Origin of the sequence: Rhizobium sp. CFBP 13726, from assembly GCF_014841925.1 — a bacterium.
Taxonomy (GTDB): domain Bacteria; phylum Pseudomonadota; class Alphaproteobacteria; order Rhizobiales; family Rhizobiaceae; genus Neorhizobium; species Neorhizobium soli.
The window spans coordinates 1,303,388-1,325,332 of the sequence record NZ_JACYUU010000001.1 but is presented as its reverse complement, the minus strand read 5'-3'; the positions used below and the strand labels follow the sequence as shown (position 1 = coordinate 1,325,332).

At 61.1% G+C, this 21,945-nt stretch carries 20 protein-coding genes; 11 read left to right on the top strand and 9 right to left on the bottom strand.

The window, feature by feature from the left end:
- Positions 1-151: 151 nt before the first annotated feature.
- From IFT66_RS06445 to ligA, 3 genes are all read left to right on the top strand, one after another.
- A complete protein-coding gene (locus tag IFT66_RS06445; protein ID WP_062456202.1) occupies positions 152-1,018 on the top strand; it encodes an outer membrane protein assembly factor BamD in 867 nt (288 codons plus the stop codon).
- Between the two features lie 40 nt (positions 1,019-1,058).
- Positions 1,059-2,732: a DNA repair protein RecN gene (recN, locus tag IFT66_RS06440; protein WP_192077027.1), complete on the top strand. Its 1,674-nt coding sequence runs from the start codon at positions 1,059-1,061 to the stop codon at positions 2,730-2,732.
- A 179-nt stretch (positions 2,733-2,911) separates the two neighbouring features.
- Entirely contained in the window at positions 2,912-5,089 is a 2,178-nt protein-coding gene (ligA, locus tag IFT66_RS06435) for an NAD-dependent DNA ligase LigA (protein WP_192077026.1), read from the top strand.
- A gap of 3 nt (positions 5,090-5,092) precedes the next feature.
- On the opposite strand, the gene IFT66_RS06430 is transcribed toward ligA, so the two are convergent.
- Positions 5,093-5,632: a GNAT family N-acetyltransferase gene (locus IFT66_RS06430; protein WP_192077025.1), complete on the bottom strand. Its 540-nt coding sequence runs from the start codon at positions 5,630-5,632 to the stop codon at positions 5,093-5,095.
- Positions 5,633-5,906: 274 nt separating this feature from the next.
- Between IFT66_RS06430 and IFT66_RS06425 the strand changes: the two genes are divergently transcribed.
- On the top strand, positions 5,907-6,497 hold the full coding sequence (locus IFT66_RS06425) for a 3'-5' exonuclease (RefSeq protein ID WP_192077024.1): 591 nt from the start codon (positions 5,907-5,909) through the stop codon (positions 6,495-6,497).
- A gap of 66 nt (positions 6,498-6,563) precedes the next feature.
- Positions 6,564-7,061: a CreA family protein gene (locus tag IFT66_RS06420; protein WP_192077023.1), complete on the top strand. Its 498-nt coding sequence runs from the start codon at positions 6,564-6,566 to the stop codon at positions 7,059-7,061.
- A 191-nt stretch (positions 7,062-7,252) separates the two neighbouring features.
- Here IFT66_RS06420 and IFT66_RS06415 read toward each other — a convergent pair whose 3' ends face one another.
- Both IFT66_RS06415 and IFT66_RS06410 read right to left on the bottom strand, forming a co-directional pair.
- On the bottom strand, positions 7,253-7,735 hold the full coding sequence (locus IFT66_RS06415) for a hypothetical protein (RefSeq protein WP_192077022.1): 483 nt from the start codon (positions 7,733-7,735) through the stop codon (positions 7,253-7,255).
- Between the two features lie 190 nt (positions 7,736-7,925).
- Positions 7,926-8,393, bottom strand: a complete 468-nt coding sequence (locus tag IFT66_RS06410; protein ID WP_062457968.1) for a chemotaxis protein CheW — start codon at positions 8,391-8,393, stop codon at positions 7,926-7,928.
- Between the two features lie 123 nt (positions 8,394-8,516).
- Here IFT66_RS06410 and IFT66_RS06405 point away from each other — a divergent pair, with 123 nt between their 5' ends.
- The 3 genes from IFT66_RS06405 to IFT66_RS06395 all read left to right on the top strand — a co-directional run bounded on the left by IFT66_RS06405 (position 8,517) and on the right by IFT66_RS06395 (position 10,319).
- On the top strand, positions 8,517-8,672 hold the full coding sequence (locus IFT66_RS06405; RefSeq protein WP_192077021.1) for a hypothetical protein: 156 nt from the start codon (positions 8,517-8,519) through the stop codon (positions 8,670-8,672).
- A 99-nt stretch (positions 8,673-8,771) separates the two neighbouring features.
- A complete protein-coding gene (locus IFT66_RS06400; RefSeq protein ID WP_062456221.1) occupies positions 8,772-9,371 on the top strand; it encodes an SCO family protein in 600 nt (199 codons plus the stop codon).
- 66 nt (positions 9,372-9,437) lie between these two features.
- The gene (locus IFT66_RS06395) at positions 9,438-10,319 is read left to right on the top strand and encodes a 50S ribosomal protein L11 methyltransferase (RefSeq protein ID WP_062456224.1); all 882 of its coding nucleotides are present in this window, start codon (positions 9,438-9,440) and stop codon (positions 10,317-10,319) included.
- Between the two features lie 80 nt (positions 10,320-10,399).
- Here the strand turns inward: IFT66_RS06395 and IFT66_RS06390 are convergent, their stop codons facing one another.
- On the bottom strand, positions 10,400-10,573 hold the full coding sequence (locus IFT66_RS06390) for a hypothetical protein (protein ID WP_062456227.1): 174 nt from the start codon (positions 10,571-10,573) through the stop codon (positions 10,400-10,402).
- A gap of 238 nt (positions 10,574-10,811) precedes the next feature.
- Here IFT66_RS06390 and IFT66_RS06385 point away from each other — a divergent pair, with 238 nt between their 5' ends.
- Positions 10,812-12,647 carry an aminopeptidase P family protein gene (locus IFT66_RS06385; RefSeq protein ID WP_192077020.1) on the top strand — a complete coding sequence of 612 codons (1,836 nt, stop codon included), beginning with the start codon at positions 10,812-10,814 and terminating at the stop codon, positions 12,645-12,647.
- 6 nt (positions 12,648-12,653) lie between these two features.
- Here the strand turns inward: IFT66_RS06385 and IFT66_RS06380 are convergent, their stop codons facing one another.
- The 3 genes from IFT66_RS06380 to pncA all read right to left on the bottom strand — a co-directional run bounded on the left by IFT66_RS06380 (position 12,654) and on the right by pncA (position 14,479).
- On the bottom strand, positions 12,654-12,977 hold the full coding sequence (locus tag IFT66_RS06380) for an AzlD family protein (RefSeq protein ID WP_062457971.1): 324 nt from the start codon (positions 12,975-12,977) through the stop codon (positions 12,654-12,656).
- Positions 12,978-12,988: 11 nt separating this feature from the next.
- The gene (locus tag IFT66_RS06375) at positions 12,989-13,735 is read right to left on the bottom strand and encodes an AzlC family ABC transporter permease (protein WP_174196527.1); all 747 of its coding nucleotides are present in this window, start codon (positions 13,733-13,735) and stop codon (positions 12,989-12,991) included.
- Positions 13,736-13,852: 117 nt separating this feature from the next.
- Positions 13,853-14,479 carry a bifunctional nicotinamidase/pyrazinamidase gene (gene pncA / locus IFT66_RS06370; protein WP_192077019.1) on the bottom strand — a complete coding sequence of 209 codons (627 nt, stop codon included), beginning with the start codon at positions 14,477-14,479 and terminating at the stop codon, positions 13,853-13,855.
- A 304-nt stretch (positions 14,480-14,783) separates the two neighbouring features.
- Here pncA and IFT66_RS06365 point away from each other — a divergent pair, with 304 nt between their 5' ends.
- Positions 14,784-16,007, top strand: a complete 1,224-nt coding sequence (locus IFT66_RS06365) for a YeeE/YedE family protein (protein WP_192077018.1) — start codon at positions 14,784-14,786, stop codon at positions 16,005-16,007.
- A 507-nt stretch (positions 16,008-16,514) separates the two neighbouring features.
- On the top strand, positions 16,515-17,963 hold the full coding sequence (locus tag IFT66_RS06360; protein ID WP_162237991.1) for a DUF2778 domain-containing protein: 1,449 nt from the start codon (positions 16,515-16,517) through the stop codon (positions 17,961-17,963).
- A 46-nt stretch (positions 17,964-18,009) separates the two neighbouring features.
- Here IFT66_RS06360 and IFT66_RS06355 read toward each other — a convergent pair whose 3' ends face one another.
- Both IFT66_RS06355 and IFT66_RS06350 read right to left on the bottom strand, forming a co-directional pair.
- Positions 18,010-19,155 (bottom strand): amidohydrolase, encoded by a 1,146-nt coding sequence (locus tag IFT66_RS06355; RefSeq protein WP_192077159.1) that lies wholly within the window; start codon positions 19,153-19,155, stop codon positions 18,010-18,012.
- 68 nt (positions 19,156-19,223) lie between these two features.
- Positions 19,224-21,800, bottom strand: a complete 2,577-nt coding sequence (locus IFT66_RS06350; protein ID WP_192077017.1) for an ATP-dependent helicase — start codon at positions 21,798-21,800, stop codon at positions 19,224-19,226.
- Positions 21,801-21,945 lie beyond the last annotated feature (145 nt).

Genomic DNA, 21,945 nt, shown 5'->3' with positions numbered 1-21,945 from the left:
CTTTTCTTTTGAATAGCCATGTGTGCTGCGGTCGGTGCCACAAAAATGCGTTAATGGGTGAGCATTGCGTTGCTCTGCCAATACTTTTATGGCTAGAACGACCTGCTTTCGGGCAGCAGGGCAAAACGGGCGGGACATCGGGAATTGTCGAATGGCGTATGCGAAGGCTGTAGAAATGCGTAGAGCGGCAAGGATCGCACTTGTATCGTTGGTGTTTGCGGGTGCCGGTCTCGGCCTTACTGCATGCCAGTCGGACAAAGACATCGACATCACCAAGCTCGGTTTCGAAAGCGAGTCGCCCGAGGCCCTCTACAATCAGGGCCTTGCCAACATGAAGGCGGGCAATATCGTCGAAGCGAGCCGCAAGTTCGACGCCATCGAGAAGCAGAACCCGTTCACCGAGTGGGGCCGCAAGGCGCTCGTCATGAGCACGTTCAGCAAGTATCGCATGGGCCGCAACGACGAGGCCATCACCGTCGGTAACCGCTATCTCAACCAGTACCCGCGCTCCGCAGATTCGGCCTACGTGCAGTATCTGGTCGGCCTTGCCTATTCCAAGCAGGTCGCCGACGTCACGCAGGACCAGAAGGCCGCCAACAACACGATCGATGCGATGACCAAGGTCGTCCGTGATTATCCCGATTCGGAATATGTCGAGGACGCGCAGGCGAAGATCCGCTTTGCGCGTGACCAGCTTGCCGGCAAGGAAATGCAGGTCGGGCGATACTATCTCGAGCGCAAGGAATATCTTGCCGCCATCTCGCGCTTCCGCAGGGTCGTCGAGACCTTTTCCAATACCAACCAGGTTGAAGAAGCCCTCGCGCGTCTGACGGAAACCTATTACGCGATGGGCATCGTCGAAGAGGCGCAGACCGCCGCAGCCGTGCTTGGCCGCAACTATCCGGACAGCCAGTGGTACGCAGACTCCTACAAGCTGCTTCAGTCCGGCGGTGTTCAGCCGCGCGAGAACAAGGGCTCGTGGATTGCGCGTGCCGGCGCAAAGCTCGTCGGCGCCTGAGACCTTTCAACCAAGTGCCTGACAGGATAGGCGAGGCCGCATGCTGATCCAGCTTTCGATCCGCGACATCGTTCTGATCGAGAAGCTGGACCTTGCCTTCGAAGCGGGCCTTTCCGTGCTGACCGGCGAGACCGGTGCAGGCAAATCCATCCTTCTCGACAGTCTTTCTCTGGCGCTGGGCGGCCGCGGCGACGGTGGTCTCGTGCGCCATGGCGAGGACAAGGGGCAGGTGACGGCGGTCTTTGACGTGCCTGTCAACCATTCCGCCCGCAAGCTTCTGCGCGACAACGGCATAGACGACGACGGCGATCTGATCTTCCGCCGTATCCAGTCGGCCGACGGGCGCACCCGCGCCTCGATCAACGACCAGCCGGTCAGCGTGCAGATGATGCGCCAGGCGGGACAGGTTCTGGTCGAGATCCACGGCCAGCACGACGATCGCGCTCTGATCGATACCGGCGCCCACCGCACGCTTGTCGATGCGTTTGCAGGCCTCAACGATGAGGTTCTCTCGGTTTCCCACCTCTACAAATCCTGGCGGGATGCCGACCGGACCCTGAAGACGCATCGCGCCAAGGTGGAGGCCGCCGCACGCGAGGCCGATTATATCAGGGCCTCGGTCGAGGAACTGGAAGCCCTCTCTCCCCGCGACGGCGAGGAGGAGGAACTGGCCGAGCAGCGCTCGAAGATGCAGAAGTCCGAGCGCATTGCCGGTGATATTTCGGAAGCGTCGGAGTTTCTCAACGGCAACGGTTCGCCCGTGCCGTTGATCGCCTCCATGGTGCGCCGCCTCGAGCGCAAGAGCCACGAGGCGCCTGGCCTGCTGGAAGAGACCGTCGAGCTGCTGGATCAGGCGCTGAACCATCTGTCGAACGCACAGATGGAAGTCGAAACGGCGCTTCGCCGGACCGAGTTCGATCCGCGTGAATTGGAACGGGTCGAGGAACGACTGTTCGCCCTGCGCGCCGCCGGCCGCAAATATTCGGTCGCCGTCGTCGATCTTCCAGCGCTTGCCGAGAAGATGGTGGCTGACCTTGCCGATCTCGATGCCGGCGAGGAACGGCTGGGTGAGCTGGAAAAAATCGCGGCCGCTGCGAAAGAGGAATTCGATCGGGCGGCACTCGTTCTCTCTGACAAACGTAAAGCGGGCGCGGAGACGTTGGCCGAAGCGGTGATGCAGGAATTGCCGGCGCTGAAGCTGGAGCGGGCCCGCTTCATGGTCGAGGTGACCGCCAATCCGGAGGCTGCGGCAGCCGAGGGTATCGATACGGTCGAATTCCATGTTCAGACCAATCCGGGCACACGCCCCGGGCCGATCATGAAGGTCGCGTCCGGCGGCGAGCTGTCGCGCTTCCTGTTGGCGCTCAAGGTGGCGCTTGCCGATCGCGGCTCGGCACCGACGCTCGTCTTCGACGAAATCGACACCGGTGTCGGCGGCGCGGTGGCGGATGCGATCGGCCAGCGGCTGAAGCGTCTGTCCGGAACCGTTCAGGTGCTGTCGGTCACCCACGCGCCGCAGGTGGCGGCCCGTGCCGCGACGCATCTTCTGATCTCCAAGGGTCCGGCCGGCGACGGTTCGGACAAGATTGCCACACGGGTGGCGACGATGGCGCCTGAAAACCGCACCGAGGAAATTGCCCGCATGCTGGCCGGCGCTTCGGTAACGGACGAGGCGAGGGCGGCCGCCAGAAGCCTGCTTGCGGGCAAGAGCTAAACGTTTATCCGGCAGTCGCGGGAGCGTGCGGTCAGGCTCACCCGGACAGGGCGTTACGCAATCCCGTATCCCGAAACGATGCTGTATTTCGTGGCGTCCAGTCACAGGCGAGATGAGCGCTGCTTCTTCCAATCTTCTCAAATTGCACTAGAAATGCCGTTGAAGATGGAGATTCCCGCATGGCCGCCGACCAGACCCCGACCGAGACCCCTGTTGATGACTTGACCGAACAGGCAGCGGCCGACGAGCTGGAGCGACTGTCGCGTGAACTTTCCCATCACGACGAGCTCTACCATGCCAAGGACGCGCCGGAGATTTCCGATGCCGATTACGACGCGCTGAAAAAGCGTAACGCGGCGATCGAAGAGCGTTTCCCGCAACTGATCCGGGCCGATTCGCCGTCCATCAAGGTCGGTGCGGCACCTCTGCCGACCTTCGCACAGATCACCCATTCGCGACCGATGCTGTCGCTCGACAATGCCTTTGCCGACGGCGACGTCCGCGACTTCGTGAACTCCGTCTACCGCTTTTTGGGTCAGTTGCCGGATGGTTCGATTGCGTTCACGGCCGAGCCGAAGATTGATGGGTTGTCGATGTCGATCCGCTACGAGAACGGGATCCTCGTCAACGCCGCCACGCGCGGCGATGGCACGACGGGCGAAAACGTCACCGCCAATATCAAGACGATCAAGGAAATCCCGAACCGGCTGCCCAAGGGCGTTCCTGCCGTCGTCGAGGTTCGCGGCGAAGTCTATATGGGCAAGAGCGATTTCCTGGCGCTCAATGCTGAGATGGAAGCGAAGGGCAAGCAGCTTTACGTCAATCCGCGCAACACGGCGGCAGGGTCGCTGCGCCAGCTCGATGCCAAGGTGACGGCCAGCCGCAAGTTGAAATTCTTTGCCTATGCCTGGGGCGAGATTTCCGAGCCGAACGAGTTGCCGGGCACGCAATACGAGATGGTGCAGACCTTCAAGGACTGGGGTTTCCCGGTCAATCCGCTGATGAAGCGGCTGAATTCGCTCGAGGATATTCTCGGCCATTACCGCGAGATCGGCCTTGAGCGTCCCGAACTCGACTATGATATCGACGGTGTCGTCTACAAGGTCGACCGGCTCGATCTGCAGGCGCGCCTCGGTTTCCGCTCGCGCTCCCCGCGCTGGGCGACGGCCCACAAATTCCCCGCCGAGCAGGCGTTCACGACGGTCGAGAATATCGACATCCAGGTGGGCCGTACCGGTGCGTTGACACCGGTCGCGCGACTGACCCCGATCACCGTCGGCGGTGTCGTCGTCACCAATGCGACGCTGCATAACGAGGATTATATCAGGGGTATCGGCAATTCTGGCGAGCGGATCCGCGAGGACGATCACGACATCCGCATCGGCGACACCGTCATCGTGCAGCGTGCCGGCGACGTCATCCCGCAGGTTCTCGACGTGGTCATGGAAAAGCGGCCAGCGGATGCCAAGGCCTATGAGTTTCCGAAGAAATGCCCGGTCTGCGGCAGTCATGCGGTGCGCGAGAAGAACGAGAAGACCGGCAAGCTCGATTCGGTCACACGCTGCACCGGCGGCTTCGTCTGCCGTGCGCAGGCAACCGAACACCTGAAGCATTTCGTCTCGCGCAGTGCCTATGACATCGAAGGGCTGGGCGCAAAGCAGGTCGACTTCTTCTTCGAAGCGGAAGATCCGGCTTTGCAGATCCGCACTGCGCCCGACATTTTCACGCTGAAAAAGCGTCAGGAAACATCAAAACTGCTGAAGCTCGAAAACATCGACGGGTTCGGCAGGATCAGCGTCAGGAAGCTGTTCGACGCGATCGACGAGCGCCGCTCGATCGCGCTCAACCGCTTCATCTACGCGCTCGGCATCCGCCATGTGGGCGAGACGACGGCAAAGCTTCTGGCGCGTCACTACGGCACCTACGAGGCCTTTGCCGAGGCCATGAAGGAAGCGGCCAGTCTCTCCGGGGATGCCTGGGCTGACCTCAACAATATCGAAGGCATCGGCGAGATCGTCGCCCGCGCCATCGTCGAGTTCTTCAAGGAGCCCCGCAATCTCGATGTCGTGACGCGCCTCCTCACCGAAGTGACGCCGCAGGCGGCAGAACAGATCGCTGCGTCGAACAGCCCGGTTGCCGGCAAGACGGTCGTCTTCACCGGCTCGCTGGAGCGCTTTACCCGCGACGAGGCCAAGGCGCGTGCGGAAGGGCTCGGCGCCAAGGTGGCCGGTTCCGTTTCCAAGAAGACCGACTATGTCGTTGCCGGCCCCGGCGCCGGTTCCAAGCTCGACAAGGCAAGGGAACTCGGCGTCGAGGTGATGACGGAAGACGAGTGGCTGACGTTTATCGGTGGCTGATCATCAAGTCCTCAGCCGCGCCATCGCGTAGGCGTCGACATAGTGCCCGTCGCGAAAGGCGTCGTCCCTGAGATGCCCTTCGATAACAAAGCCGTTGCGCTCGTAGAGCCTGATGGCGTCGTGGTTGTCGGTAAAGACGTCGAGTTCCAGGCGGTGCAGGTTCAGCCAGTTGTCGGCAAAGTCGATCGCGGCCTTCATTAAGGCCGAGCCGACGCCGCGGCCGACGAAATCGTCGTGCACGCCCATGCCGATCGTCCCGACATGCCGGCGCCGGCCTTGCAGCGGACCGAGGAAGATGTCGCCGATGATGACGCCGTCCATGTCCGCCACGAGCTTCTTTGCGCCGGGCGCCGGGTTTTCCAGATATTGGCGGGTTTCCGCTACGGTCTGGAAAGGCAGCCTCAGGGTGCCGTAGCGATATCCGGGAAGATTGGCGAGGGCCGTGATGGCCGCCGCATCGTCAGGTGTCGACGACCTGATGACGTAGCCGTCCAATCGTTCGGCTCGGGGTGGTTTTTCCTGGATTTCGTCGCTTGATGTCATGATGGCTCTCCTTCAGGTATGACCGAGGCAGAGCGGACCAGCCGATCCCTGCCATCTTCGGCAGGGTGGTGGACGGATGATCGACTAACGCGCCAAACCCGCCACACGCCCTGCAAGGCGGATGGTCATGGTAAGACGGGTAAGGGCGATAGCGTTCATCATGGTCACATTGGGCCTGACAATCATGTGGAGGTCAAGATGCAGGCGGGGATCCGCTTTGCCGAATCGCTCCATCCGGCATAAAAGTCCGATGACCGAAGATTAGGACGCGACCTTGAAGACCATTGCGATCGATTTCGAAACCGCCAACGAACAGCGCGGCAGCGCCTGCTCGGTGGGCCTCGCGTGGATCGAGGACGGTCGTGTTGTGCGGGTCGAGGAACGGCTGATCCGGCCGCGCGAGATGCGGTTTTCGTCTTTCAACATCGCCATCCATGGGATCCGGCCCGACCATGTCGAGGATGCCGGCGAGTTTCCCGAAGTGATGGACGAGTTCATCGACGACTTTCGCGGCGCGACGATGATAGCCCATAATGCGGCCTTCGATTTCAGCGTCTGGCGCGCCTGTCTCGACCAGTACCGGCAGTCCTATCCGGAACTGTCCTATCTCTGCAGCGTCAAGATGGCCCAGAAAGTCTGGCCGCATCTGATCTCGCACAAGCTCAATATCCTCGCGCAGCACCTGGGGCTGAGCTTTCTGCATCACAATGCAGCCGAGGATGCCGCGGTCTGTGCCGAAGCCTCGATCGCGATTGCACGGTCGCTTGAGGTCATGCATATCCACGACATCCCGACCGCGATCGGCATGCGGGCAGGGCGGTTGTTTTCCGGTGGCTATGATGCCTGCACATTGCGCAAGCAGTGATCACTTGTAACCCCGCTGCCGAAGCTTATCTCTGATCACGTATCGTTGACTGGAGATTTTGCCACTATGACCCGTTCGAGCCGCCGCCTTGCCATTCTTGCGACCGCCGCTATCCTCGGCGGTCTTGCCGTTCCCGCTCTTGCCCAGGTGGTCGGCAAGGTCGGCGTCGACTGGATCGGCAACGACATCATCGTCGAGGCGGTGCAGGACCCGAAGGTGAAGGGCATTACCTGCCACGTCACCTATTTCGACCGCAGCGTCATCGACAGGCTGAAGAACGGCAAGTGGTTCGAGGATCCGTCCAACAATTCCATTGCCTGCCGCCAGACCGGACCGATCGAGATCGGCGACATCGAGCTGGATGAGGGTGGCGAGGAAGTGTTTCGTCAGGGCCGTTCGCTGATCTGGAAAGACCTGCTGGTCAAGCGTATCTACGACAAGCAGAATGACACCCTGATCTATCTCGCCCATTCGCGACAGGTTGTCGAAGGCTCGGCCAAGATGGCGATCTCCACCGTGCCGCTGTTCAACCAGCCGGTGACCTGGGTGAAGGGCAAGCCTTGATCCGTTTTACGTCCTGACATGAGAAAACCGGGCTCCTTTCGGAACCCGGTTTCAATGCCGAAAGCTTCAAAGCTGAGATCATCCGTAAGCGCTGGTTTCCTCGCACATTGACCAAGAGCGCTGTGCCGTTCCTACCGCTACGACTGTGACAGACGGCCAGGGTGCACCAGAAGCAGACCCCTGAAAATCCGCTAAGTGCGGATGTCCCAAACCGCCGCCTTTAGATCAATCCTTTCGTCTATCGATGTCTTTATCGAAGAATGTACGCACAGGATCACGTCTGGAGTTGTAAGCTCGCCCTTAATTAGGGCTAAGTAGGCGTTTTTTTGGACGCTATTGAGAGGTTCAGCCTGTTTGATAATCCAGGGTATGAACTCTTTTGCGCTCTGCTCCGCGTTTTTGCCCTCAGCCATCAGGACGCCCGACCTGAAGAATGTTTTCGCGGCAAGGTCGGCGATCATTGGGTCATCCAACAAAACCCGGGCGGTGTCAGTCAGACAGTTTGGCAAGGTAGATGTAATCACCCTCCTGAGAAGGTCAGGGGAGTTTTGCGCCAACTGCAGGTAGTCATTGGAAAAACCGTTGTCTGTTGTCTTCGAAGAAAGTGTCGAATACGCTCCGAAGATACCAGTGACCGCGAACGAGATAACGGCGGCGGCAAATATCAAACGCATGAAATCAGCCAGTTGTTTCCATGGAACCTAAGGGAAAGGACGAAGAGACGCCAAAAATACAATCCGCATCACATTCCACTGGGTTTCGACGGCCGCTTAGGGCCGACATCACACTTCAGCCGAGTGTTTGCTCCGAGTAACCCTGCGGCATCAGCTCGTGAACTCGGCGCTGGCTGCGGCCGTTGATTGATCAGGCGGCTTCGCGCGACAGTTCGTCGGCGATGACGGTGTCGAGGTTCAGGAAGCAGACCATGGTCTTTTCGAGAGCAACGATGCCGCGGCAGAAATCGCGCTGGGCTTCCGGAATGATTTCCGGTGCCGGCTGCAGATCTTCGCTTCTGATCGTCATCATGTCGGAGACCTGTTCGACCAGAAGGCCGACCAGCTTGCCGGCGATGTCGGTGACGATGATCGCCGAACGCTCGGACGGTTCGGTCATCTTCATGCCGAGGCGGCAGGCCATGTCGATGACAGGGATCACCGCGCCGCGCAGGTTGATGAGGCCAAGCACGTAAGGCGGAGTATGCGGCATCGGAGTGACCGGCGCCCAACCGCGAATTTCGCGGATCGCCATGATGTCGATGCAGAATTCCTGGTCTCCCAGATGGAAGGAGACGATTTCGAGATAGGCTCCCGACTGCTTGATGGCGTTACTCATGTCGATCATCCTGATGTCGTTTTTTTGAAGGTCTCACGTCCCCGTTAAACTTCCCCTAATCTTTGCCGCCACAACGCGCTTTTTGTTCTATTTCCAGGCCGGTCGACGATGCTATAGTGGGTCATGCAACCGATCGCTCCATCGCTTCGACTTCCGGTTTTTCTGATCGCCGCGCTTGCCGCGATGCTGATCGGCGTCCTCGCTTTTGTTGGTTGGGCGCAGCACGGTCCCTCCATCTTCCTCGCGATGGCCGAGGGAACGCTCTCCTGGTGCATGTGACGGCCACGTCTGTGAAAACGTGGTGGTGATTTGCAACAATCGTCGTCTGCGGCTATCAGCGGTCACGATCTCAACTGATGATGCAGCAGGCAAACTACGATGAAGACTTTCCGAATTGTACTTTGGCTCGCCGTCGTCATTCTGGCCGGTGTTCTGGCCTGGCTGACCCTGGAGGTCACGCGTTCGAAGCAGCAGGTTGCCGAAGGGCCGTTCGGTGTGCCGTTCGAGCTTGTGGCGCAGGACGGCAGCCCGATCACCGAAGCAGCGTTCCGCGACAAACCGACGGCCGTGTTCTTCGGCTTTACCCATTGCCCGGAAGTCTGCCCGACAACGCTGTTCGAGCTGAACACCTGGCTGCATCAGGTCGATCCCGATGGCACCAAGCTCAACGCTTACTTTGTGAGCGTCGACCCGGAGCGCGATACGCCCGAGCTTATGGGGCAATATGTCTCGAATGTCTCCGACCGTATCCGCGGTATTTCAGGCCCGCCTGCCAAGGTGATGGAGATGGTCAAAGGGTTTCGCGTGCTCGCCCGCAAGGTGCCGGTGGATGAGAAGAACCCTGGCGGCGATTACACGATGGACCATACGGCATCGATTTTCCTCCTGAAGGACGGCGGCCGTTTTGCCGGGACGATCGCTTACGGCGAGGATCCAGCTGCTGCTGCAAAGAAGCTCGAGAACCTGACCAAGGGATAAGTCGCTTGAGGCGGATGCCTTATCTGTGGCAAAGCTTGCCGCGAAGATTATGAAAGGCGACTTCCTTTGAGCGAAATCCGGCTTTACGTGACATCCACCGAAATCGGTTCGGCCGAGATCCTCGACCTCCTGTCGCTGGAGTTCGGCGAAGAGGACGTGGCGATTGCCACGACCGAGGTGGACGAGAAGAAGGATATCTGGGAAGCCTCCGTCTACATGATGGCGGACGACGAGGAGGTCTTCAGAGAACGCATCGCAAAGGCGATCAGCGAGGATTTCCCCGATCTTTCGATTGCGATGGAGGTTATCCCGGATGTCGACTGGATTGCCAAATCGCTCGAAGGGCTCAAGCCTGTCAGGGCAGGGCGGTTTCTGGTTCATGGCTCGCATGACCGCGACAAGGTCAAGATCAACGACATTGCCATCGAGATCGATGCTGGACAGGCATTCGGGACCGGCCATCATGGCACAACGGCGGGGTGCCTCGAGGTGATCGACACGGTCGTTCGAGCGACCGAGCCGAGAAATGCGCTCGATCTGGGAACGGGCAGCGGCGTTCTGGCGATTGCGGTGCGCAAGTTGCGCAACATCCCGGTTCTTGCAACGGACATCGATCCGGTCGCCGTTCGGGTTGCCAAGGAGAATGTTCGCCGCAACGGCATTGCCAGCGGACTGCGGCTGGAGACGGCACCGGGTTTCCACTCCTCGGCCTTTCGCCAGGACGGTCCGTTCGACCTCATCATCGCCAATATTCTGGCGCGGCCGTTGATCAAGATGGCGCCGCAGCTGGTGACGCATCTGACACCGGGCGGATCGGTGATCCTGTCCGGTATTCTAGCCGAGCAGCGCTGGAAGGTGATTTCCGCTTATGCAGGAGCCCGCTGCCGGCATGTGCGCACGATCTGGCGCAACGGCTGGGTGACCATGCATTTCGTGCGAGGCATGTGACGGGCCATGGGCTGGCCTGTCAGGTTCTGTAGGCTTGCCGGCACACCGAGTTGCGTGCCGGGTATCGCGTCGTCCTCAGATCAGAAGATGTAACGGGTCGCGCCCTGGCGCTGAAGTTCTTCGCGCGTCGTGCCGAGGCTCTTCAGCGTCGCATCATCAAGGCCAAGCATTGCGCCGTTGACGTAACGGGAGACCTGACGCTGACGGGCTTCGACCACGCGGTTCATTGCATTGCGGAGAAATGAGTTGGCCATCGTGTTCGTCCTTTTCAAAGTGATGACCCCAGAGGTCATCGAACATTGACGACACCTTAGATGATAAAAAATGAGGCAGGCAGTGGGTCTGCATCATGTGTGGCATGCGTCGGCTGCATGGATGGGTTCCTGACCCTGACTGCCCTGTCACGTATCTGCATAGTATACTGGCGGCGGCGCGGGGAAATGTTCTAACATGGCGGCCATCAGTCGGAATCAAACCAGCCGGAATTCACTCATGTTTCAATCGTTCGAGACCAAGTCCGCCCCGCAGTTCGGCCGCGAAAGGGTGACTGCCCTGCGCGACGGCTTTGCCGAACTCGGCATCGACGGGTTTCTCGTGCCCCGCGCCGACGAGTATCAGGGCGAGTATGTGCCTGAGTCGGCCGAGCGCCTGTCGTGGTTGACCGGCTTTACCGGATCTGCCGGCATGGCGCTCATCACGCAGCGTGAAGCGATCGTCTTCGTTGACGGGCGTTACGTGACGCAACTGGCCGAACAGGTTGACGGAACTGTGTTTTCCGGCGGCGATCTGGTCGGCGAGCCGCCGCATGCCTGGATTGCGAAACATGCGCCGAAAGGGTTCCGCCTCGGCATCGACCCTTGGCTGCATGCCGGTGCGGAAGTGCGCAGGCTGGAAAAGGCGCTTGCGGAGATCGGCGGCACGCTGGTTTCGCTGGCCCACAATCCGCTCGATGCGATCTGGAGCGATCGCCCTGCGGAACCGGTTGGCGCGTTGACCATCCAGAGAGAAGAGTTCGCCGGAAAGCCGGCCGGCGACAAGCTGAGCGAGATCGCGCGCCAGACCGAAGCGAAGGGACTGTCTGCGGTACTGATCACGGATCCGTCCTCCGTCGCCTGGATCTTCAATGTTCGCGGGGCTGACGTGCCGCACACGCCACACCCGCTCGCGCGCGCGATCGTCTTTTCAAACGGCAAGGCAGAACTCTTCATCGATGCGGCGAAGCTCGGGAGCGAAGAGGCGGCCTACCTGGACGCTCTCGCCCTCCGGCGGGATCCCTCCGAGTTCCTCGGCCGTCTTGCCGAGGTCTCCAAAAACGGCGCCCGCATCCTGATCGATCCGGATTTGACACCGCTCGCGCTGACGGCTGCAATCGTCGCAGCCGGCGGCGAGGTGGTCGAGGGGATCGATCCGGCGAAGCTGCCGCGCGCCTGCAAGAATTCGGCGGAACTCGATGGATCTGCCAAGGCGCATCTGCAGGATGGCGCGGCTGTCGTCGAGTTTCTGTGCTGGTTGGATGGCCAGACGCCGGGCTCAATCACCGAGATCGATGCGGTAAAGACGCTGGAAGCGACCCGGGCCCGCGTCGGCCAGAGCATGCAGAACCCGCTGAAGGACGTTTCCTTCGATACGATTTCCGGTGCCGGAGAGCATGCTGCGATCATGCATTACCGGGTGACGTCCGAAAGCAACCGGCAGATCCTGCCCGGCGAACTGTTCCTGATCGATTCGGGCGCGCAGTATGTCAACGGAACGACGGATATCACCCGCACGGTTGCGGTCGGCTCGGTTTCCGAGGATCGCAAGCGCTTCTTCACGCTGGTTCTGAAGGGCATGATCGCCATCAGCATGGCGAAGTTTCCGAAGGGAACGCGCGGCTGCGATCTCGATCCGCTCGCTCGGATCGCGCTGTGGAAGGCGGGGGCGGATTTCGCGCATGGCACGGGCCATGGCGTCGGCTCCTATCTCTCGGTTCATGAGGGGCCGCAGCGCATTTCGCGGATGTCGACGCAGGAGCTTCTGCCCGGCATGATCCTTTCGAACGAGCCCGGCTATTATCGCCCCGGCGCCTTCGGGATCCGGATCGAAAACCTGATCTTCGTGAACGATGCCGCACCTGTCGAGGATGGGGACATGCCGGTTCTGTCGTTCGAGACGCTGACCTGGTGCCCGATCGATCGCCGCCTTGTGGTCCCCTCGCTGATGACCTCGGAAGAACTGCAGTGGCTGAACGACTATCACGCAGAGGTTCGTGAGAAGCTGATGCCGCTGATCGACAAAGATTCGGTCAAGACCTGGCTCACTGCAGCGACGGCGCCGATCTCCGGCTGAGTCGGATTACATGCCGATACCGAAACCGTGCCGGGCGGCCATGACTGCCGCCCAGCCGACGACGAGGACCATGAGGCCCGGAAAACGCAGGCCGAACACCAGCGCCGCGATCATCGCAATGCGCACGTCCCAGCCGCTGTTGACGAAGGGTGGAGCGACGAGTGTCACCAGAACGGCGGCCGGCACGGCGTTGAGGGCCGATTCCACCCGTGGCGGTATGCGTTTCAGGCTGTTGACAAGGATGTAGCCGCCGAGCCGCGTGGCGTATGTCGCAATTGCCGCCATCAGGATCAGGGTGACGGTCTGGCTATCGACGGAGAAGGCGCTCATGCCGGTTTCCATCACGCAGCCTCCGTTTCAAGGGCCGGGTCTTTCACGTCGTGATCCGAGGCTCCGGGAGGAGGCAGGATGGCCGCGACAACGATCCCGAGCGCTGCCCCCACACTGATATGCCAGGGTGACCCGACGACCCAGTAGGCGACAACCGATCCGACTGCTCCGGCGACGAGGACGGGTAGAAAATTGTGCCGCTTGCGAAAGCCCATCACCAGACCGAGAAAGTAGACGGGCAGGAGGACATCGATGCCGATCGCCTTCGGGTCGCCGATCAGGCTGCCGAACAGTGCGCCGACAATGGTATTGCCGACCCATCCAATCCAGACCACGCCGCCCATGGCGATGTACCAGGCGAAGGTTACGGGGGTCTGTTCTTCACGTTTCTCCGTCTCGGCAAATTGCGGATCGGTCAGCAGGAAAAACGAAAGACAGCGCTTGAGGAGCGGGAAGCGCCCGAGGATCGGCGATACTGCCGCGGAATAGAGGACGTGGCGGAAATTGACGGCGAGCACCGAGAGCACGATCATCCAGGCCGCGACATGGTGGCCGAACAGTTCGATCCCGACCAACTGGCTCGCACCGCCGAAAACAAACGCGCTCATCAGCGCCGCTTCCGCCATGCTGAAACCGTTGTCGATGGCGATCGCTCCGAACAGGATGCCGAACGGGGCTGAGGAGAGGACGATGACGAAGCCCTTCTTCAATCCGTTCCTGATCTGGCCGCTTGTGGTGATCGGTTCGCTGAAACTCATGAGTCTTCCGATGCGTGCGCGTGCAATGCTTCGTTTATGCACGTGAGCGCCCGGTGACAATCGAATTGCGTTGATGCGTGTATCGATTTTGCTGAACGATCGGCGGCGCGGAGTGCGTCAGTCCGCGAGAATCTCGCTGCTCTTGATAATGCCGACGCCGTTGGCGCGCATCTCCTCGATGGCAGCCCTGACACCCTCGGGTGTTATGCCGCGGCTCGCATCCTCGATGAAGCGCACTTTGACGTCCGGCAGCATTTCGACAGCGTCCAAGGCTGAAGACTTCACGCAGTAGTCCGTGGCGAGACCGCAAACGTCAAGCTCCGTAATCTGCTGCGCCCGGAGGTAACCGGCAAGGCCGGTAAGGGCGGCCTGGTCGTTGTCGCGAAAGGCGGAATAGCTGTCGACCGCAGGGTTTTCGCCCTTCTGCTGGATATAATCGACTGCGCCGATATCGAGATCCGGGTGGAATTCCGCATCCGGTGTTTCCTGCACGCAGTGATCCGGCCACATGACCTGCGGCTGGCCCGAGAGCTCGCCCATGTCGAATGGTTTCTTGCCCGGATGCTGGGAGGCGAAGCTGCCGTGATTGGCGGGATGCCAGTCCTGCGAGGCGACGATCACATCGTAACCGCCGTCGGAAATGAGGCTGTTTGCGATCGGCACGATGTCGTCACCGTGGGCAACAGCGAGGTTGCCGCCAGGGCAGAAGCCATTCTGGATGTCGATCAGGAGCAGCGCTTTCATAGATCGTCCTCACGAGTGGTTCTTCCTTGTCACACGAAGATGCCAAGCATGGCGGCATCGATCAAGCCTCTTCTGCCCAACACGATCGTCGCTCCAAATCATTTGTGACGAAACGGTCGGCCTTGGTGGCAGGTTCTGCGGTCATCTGATCTCCGCGGTTTCTAGGATGTCTGAAGATGACTCGATCGCTGTTGCTGACGGATCTGAAATCTCAATCCGGTTTCGAGCCGAATGTTGAAACGTGATTCCTCGTCGGATGCGGACCACAACCCTATCTAGAGGTCATCTTCACGGAGTTTCTCCCATGTCACTGTCGTCTTCGCTAGAAACGCGGGCTGAAGGCCTGCCGCCGATCGGTTTTCCCGGTCTCGGCGCTCTCATCGTGCTTGTTGTCGGCACCGTTGCGCTCGGCCTCGCTTATGGTCCAGCCCAAGGTGCGCTCTTCCTCATCGGAGGCGGGCTTGGCATCGCGCTCTATCACGCGGCCTTCGGGTTCACGTCTGCCTGGCGTGTCTTCATTGCGGAGGGCCGGGGCCGGGGTCTTCGCGTTCAGATGATTCTTCTGGCGCTTGCCGTCATCCTGTTTTTCCCGGCTCTATCCAGTGGCGTGCTGTTCGGCACCGAGGTGCGTGGCAATATTTCGCCGGCCGGTATCGGCGTGATCGTCGGGGCCTTCATGTTCGGCATCGGGATGCAGCTTGGCGGCGGTTGTGCATCCGGCACGCTGTTTACCGCCGGTGGCGGCAATGCGCGCATGCTGGTGACCCTGTTCTTCTTCATCGTCGGTTCGGTTCTCGCCACCATCCACTTCGACTGGTGGGTCAGTCTTCCTTCGCTGCCGCCGACGTCTCTGTTCCAGACCTTCGGGGCATTTGGCGGCATTGCGGTATCGCTTGCCATATTTGCCGCGATCGCAGCGATCACTGTGATCGTCGAGAAGCGGCGCAACGGCGCACTTGAACAGGCACCACCTTCGCCACGGCATGGTCTTGCCCGCTATCTGCGTGGTCCGTGGCCGCTGGTGGCTGGCGCGATTGCACTCGTCATCCTCAATTTCGCGACGCTCGCAATCGCCGGCCGTCCCTGGGGGATCACGTCCGCCTTCGCGCTCTGGGGTGCGAAGGGCGCGCAGGCGATCGGCTTTGATCCGACAGCCTGGGCCTATTGGCAGCAGCCGGGGAATGCTAAGGCTCTGGCCGGAAGCGTGTTTGCCGATGTCACATCCGTCATGGATTTCGGCCTCATCGCGGGCGCCATGCTGGCGGCGGCGCTGGCTGGAAAGTTTGCTCCCAGCCTCGACATCCCGCTGCGTTCGATCCTTGCGGCCGTCGTTGGCGGCCTGCTGCTCGGCTACGGTGCGCGAATCGCCTATGGCTGCAATATCGGAGCCTATTTCTCCGGCATCGCGTCCGGCAGCCTGCATGGTTATCTCTGGGCAGTTGCGGCGTTTGCCGGAAATGTGCTGGGTGTGAAATTGCGGCCCTTCTTCTTCATGGAAGGTCGGTCCATTCGCCGGGCCGACGGTTGAGCCGTTCACCGCATCCCTTCAAAACTCCACGATCCATGGGCGCCTCCACAGAGGCGCCCATTTTTGCATGTGGGTTCAAACAGAGTGTCGCCACACTTTGGCTCTGGCTTGCCGCGTCTCACCCCCTCAAAATTGCGGGTGCGATTTCGTACCTCAAATGTCGCACCAGTTAAAAACCGGTGTAAGCCTTGAGTTTGTTAACTTTTGTCGCTAAACAGCAACAGTCGACGAGCTAGACACCGGACCTGCGGGCAGGGTCGAACACCCCTTTGCCGCATTTCTGCTTAACTTCCGGCGGTATGCGCTTTTAAGTGCACCACCGAAACCAAATCGGGGCGGCGTAAAGACATTGGTTACCATAATCGTTCATTCTCATATGCAGTCGATTGGCGGCGATGAGCAGATCCTGTCTGCTTTCTCAGTCCGCTTTGATCTTGCGGGCAAGACTGCGAAAGCAGGCCTTGCCGGTGTGAGTAACGGTTCGGGTAACGAGTAATGGCGCGTCAGTTGGAATCCAAAGCTTCGAAGCAGAACGGTCGCAAAGCGGCATCGAAAGCATCCTCGGCGCAGGCGCGCCGCAAGAAGTCCCGCTCACTCATGACGAATATGGCGCTTGGCGTCGGCTTTACCGTAGCGGCGCTGGTTGGTGCCTCGATGGTCACGGTCGCGACCTCGGTCAAGTCTGCCCCCAGCATCAGGTTCGAAACGGCCCTGCTTGCGCCACCAACGGCGCGCGAGCATCTCGTGGCTGCATCGGCGCGCACTGCGGACCGCAATCTCGATATTTCGAAATTCTCTCGCCTTCCAGGCAGCGCGCCGGCCGAGCCGAAGCGCGGTCGTCTGGAAGGAGCGCAGCTTGCTGCTCTCTCTTCCCAGCGTCCGGATGACGCAAGCGTTCGTCAGTCGATGCATCTCGCGATGGCAAAGGCTGCCCGTCACGCCGAAACCGAACAGCAGTTTGCGGCCCTTGGCAAGCTGCGGCCCGGCTCCGACCAGATCAAGTCCGCTCTCGGTTCTGCCATGGAAAGTCTTGTGGTCGTAGCGCCACGCGGTAGCGAAGCTCTGGGCGCAATGCCCGACATTCTCCAGGAAGTTCAGCCGGCGACAGAGGTGGCGGAACTCAACACGATGAAGCCGGTGGAACTGGCGTCGCTCGAAAGCGATCTGCCGGAAAGCATGTCGGAGGATACGGTGGCGATTGCCGAACAGGCGACGCCGCTACCTTCACCTGCGCCGACATCTCTCGCCCAGGCGCTGCCGAAAGCCGGACCACTGCCGGTCCTGCGTCCCGGTGCGGCCACCACCAGCGCTTCCATGGCCGTCGCTTCCGTCAAGCCTGAAAAGCCGAATGCACTTGCCGCAATCGCAGCCGTCGCACCGCAAAAGCCTGGCCGTGGCGACAACGATAACGACAAGCCAACCGTGCTTGCCTTTGCCAAGCCGAACAACCCGATGCGCGAAGAGCCTCTCGCTCCGTCGCAGGGTTCGCCGAAGTGGCCGGGCATTGGGACCAAGGTTGCGATCTACGACATCACCAACGGCGTGGTCATCATGCCGAACGGCAGCAAGCTCGAGGCCCATTCCGGCATCGGCAGCATGCGCGACAACCCGAAGTTCACGCATGTGAAGATGCGCGGCCCGACACCTCCGGGCACCTACAAGCTCTCGATGCGCGAATCGCTGTTCCACGGTGTTGCGGCAATCCGCCTGACGCCGACCGACGGCAAGGCGCCGCAGGGCCGCACGGGTCTTCTCGCCCACAGCTTCCTGCTTCGCGTTCGCGGCGACAGCCATGGTTGCGTGGCCTTCGCCGACTACGACAAGTTCCTCAAGGCCTTCCAGCGCGGCGAGATCACCCACATGATCATCGTGCCGAAGTGGGATGGCAAGCGCCCCGGCGCCGGCCCAAGCGGCGGCGGCATCATGGCAAAGCTGTTCGGCAACAAGGACGCCTGATCAAACTCAAGAAAAAACGGAGCCTTTTAGGCTCCGTTTTTCGTTGTCAGCCCAGTACCTGCCGCGTTGCGGCCAGAAAGATGCGGGCGCCGATCGCAATCAGATCATCCGGATAATCGTAAGTCGGGTTGTGCAGGGCAGGGTGGCTTTCGCCGGCGCCGAGAAACAGCATGGCCGATTTCGAGACCTTAGCGAAGCGACCGAAATCCTCCGAGGCGCGATAGGCTTGCCCAGCGACATGCGGCACGCTCTCGGCATCCATCGCGGCCCTCAGGATGTCGGCTGCAGCGGGGTGGTTGATGCAGTGGCCGAACACATCCTGATAGGACAAGGCCAGGGCCAGCCCATCCGCCGCAGCCGCGTCTCTCGCCATTGTCTCTGCATGTTCGACAAGAGCGGACATCTGATCATCCGTCGAGGTGCGCAGCGTCACCCAGATCTCGCCATGCGCCGGTGAAATGCCCGCCGCGAGTTCACCGATCGTCACGTGGGTCACGGTCGCTCGCACGAGGTCGTCGTTTTCGACAGAGCCTGCCGAAATACCGCTCAGGGCTGGCAGCAGCCTGGCCACGGCCGAAACCGGCGAGATCCCGGTCTCTGGCCATGCCGCGTGGGCAGTCTTGCCGGTCAGGATGATTTTCATGCCGCGCGACGCGCAATTGGTCGGGCCGTCCTTCAGATGAACGTGGCCGAGCGGGATGCCCGGCATGTTGTGCAGGGACAGGCTGATATCGGGCGTCAGGTCCCGAAACTTGTCGTCGGCAAGGACCGCTGCCGCCCCGGCGCCGGTTTCCTCCGCCGGCTGGAACAGGAGAACGACACGACCCTTCGCTGGCCGCCGACGTCCGAGCGCGCGGCCGACCGCCGCAAGCGTTGCCATATGCCCGTCATGGCCGCACATATGGCTTTTTCCCGATACCTTCGACTTGTGCTCGGGGTCGCCGAGTTCCTCGATCGGAAGAGCATCGAGTTCCGCGCGCAGCATCACCGTCATTCCGGGCACGCCACTGTCGTAGACGACCGCGACGCCGGTGCCGCCAATACCTTCGACCACCGCGTCCGGACCGGTCTCCGACAGGAACCGCATCACCTCGCGCGCCGTCTCCGCTTCCTCACCGGAGACATCAGGCATGGTATGAAGCCGGCGGCGCCATGCGGTGAGTTCGACGACGTCGCTGTTGCTGAGGGAGATGTCATTCATCGAATTCTAAAGCCCTCATCATGGTCACGACCCTCGTTTGCGAGTGAGTAGACGTCTCGTCAGCCCGCCTTCTCCACGAACCCGTCCAGCACCCGCTTTTGCCCTGCCTTGTCGAACTCGATCGTCAGCTTGTTGCCTTCGATCGCGGTGACGTTGCCGTTGCCGAACTTGATGTGGAAGACGCGGTCGCCGACTGTGAATTTCGAGGGCGTGTCGGTTGTCGACTTGGCGACCAGCTCGCCGTCGATCGTGCGGCCGCGGGGGCCGCTTTCGCCGTAGCCGATCCGTTCCACCGCGTGGCCGGAGCGGCTGCCCCAGTTGTCGCGGGTGGCGTCTGTCTTGTTGGCCTGGGCGCGTTTCCAGCCTGGCGTCGAATAGGAATTGCCGGCGAAGGCATCCGCCTTGTCGAAGCGCGACTGGCCGTAGCCGCCGCGGCCGCCATAGCCACCGAAGCTTGAGGATTCCGATGCCGCGACATCGACATGGCTCGGCGGCAGTTCATCAAGAAAGCGCGAGGGCATTGTGGATTGCCACAGGCCGTGAATACGCCGGTTCGAGACGAACCAGATATGGCAGCGGCGTTTCGCGCGGGTGATGCCGACATAGGCGAGGCGGCGTTCCTCCTCCAGCCCGGAGCGGCCGCCTTCATCCAGCGCGCGCTGATGCGGAAACAGGCCTTCCTCCCAGCCGGGCAGGAACACGGTCTCGAATTCCAGACCCTTGGCCGAGTGGAGCGTCATGATCGAGACGGCATCGAGGTTCTCGTTGGTCTCGGCATCCATGACGAGCGAGACGTGCTCTAGGAAGCCGCGCATGCTCTCGAACTGCTCCATCGAGCGGATCAGTTCCTTCAGGTTTTCCAGCCGGCCCGGTGCTTCGGCGGTCTTGTCGTTCTTCCACATGTCGGTATAGCCCGACTCTTCGAGGATCTGCTCGGCCAGTTCCGTATGGGGCACGGTTTCGAGACGTCCCTGCCAGTTGCGAAAATTCTGCACGACGTCGAACAGGGCCTTGCGGGCCTTCGGCTTCAGCTCGTCGGTCTCGATCATTTCGCTTGCGGCCTGAAGCATGGGCACATCGCGGGCGCGGGCGCTGTCATGCAGGTAGCGGATCGTGGTGTCGCCGAGGCCGCGCTTCGGCGTGTTGACGATACGCTCGAAGGCCAGGTCGTCGGCCGGCTGGCAGACCATGCGGAAATAGGCCATCGCATCGCGGATCTCGAGCCGCTCATAAAAGCGCGGGCCGCCGATGACGCGGTAGTTGAGGCCGAGCGTCACGAACCGGTCTTCGAATTCGCGCATCTGGAACGAGGCGCGCACCAGGATCGCCATGTCGTTCAGCGCATGTTTCTTGGAATCGCTGCGACCATCACCGCGCTGCAGCCGCTCGATCTCTTCGCCAACGGCGCGGGCTTCCTCTTCGCTATCCCAGGCGGCGTGGACGATCACCTTTTCATCTTCGGGATCGACACGGTCGGTGAACAGCGTCTTGCCGAGACGCCCTTCGTTATGGGCGATCAGATGGCCGGCAGCGCCGAGGATATGTTCTGTCGAGCGGTAGTTGCGCTCAAGCTTGATGACCTTGGCGCCCGGGAAATCCTTGTCGAAGCGAAGGATGTTTTCCACTTCGGCGCCGCGCCAACCATAGATCGACTGGTCGTCGTCGCCGACGCAGCAGACGTTCTGCGGCACGTCCTTCGGACGCTGAGCGAGCAGACGCAGCCACATATACTGGGCCGTATTGGTGTCCTGATACTCGTCGACGAGGATATAGCGGAACCGCTGGTGATACTCCTTGAGCAGATCCGGTGCCTTGCGGAACAGGGCGATCGGGTGCAGCAGAAGGTCGCCGAAATCGCAGGCGTTGAGTGTGCGCAGGCGGGCCTGATAGGCGGCATAGAGTTCGCGGCCCTTGCCGTTGGCAAAGGCCCGGGCGTCGCCTTCCGGAATGTCGGGCGGCAACAGGCCCTTGTTCTTCCAGCCATCGATCATGCCGGCGAACTGCTTGGCCGGCCAGCGCTTGTCATCGAGACCCTCGGCCTGGATGAGCTGCTTGATCAGGCGCACGACGTCGTCGGTGTCTAAGATGGTGAAATCGGATCGCAGGCCGACCAGCTCCGAATGGCGCCGCAACAGCTTGACGCCGATCGAGTGAAACGTGCCGAGCCACGGCATGCCTTCGACGGCGCCGCCGACGAGAACGCCGATGCGCTCCTTCATCTCGCGCGCCGCCTTGTTGGTAAAGGTCACGGCGAGAATCTGGCTCGGGTAGGCGCGGCCGGTCTCCAGCAGGTGGGCGATGCGGGTGGTCAGCACGCGGGTCTTGCCGGTTCCGGCGCCCGCCAGAACCAGAACGGGACCATCCAAGGTCTCGACCGCTTCGCGCTGTTCCGGGTTAAGGCCCGTCATATAGTCGGGTGAGGGCCGGTTGCCACCGCGCGCCGCCATGGCCCGCGCCGCGATCCCCAAACCACCGGAGGCACCACCGGAACCACCAGCAGGAACAGGAGCCGAACCATGGTTGCCAGCCGATGCCGGCACCGGGCGCTGGTCCGATTGGTCTTCGCCTCGCGCCTTGCGGGGGGCGGGCTCCGGCTCCTCATCGAAGAAAGGGATGTCGTCGTAACTGTTACTCATCCGGCCAATGTAGTGATTCGGGCTCGAAAGACCAGCCGATGTTCTCTTTTCATTCCCATGTTTCCCCTAGGAATCGTCCGGATTCGTGTCGTGGAAGCTCTGACACATCCGTGAAATCGCGTGATGTTACAAAACAGTAAGGTAG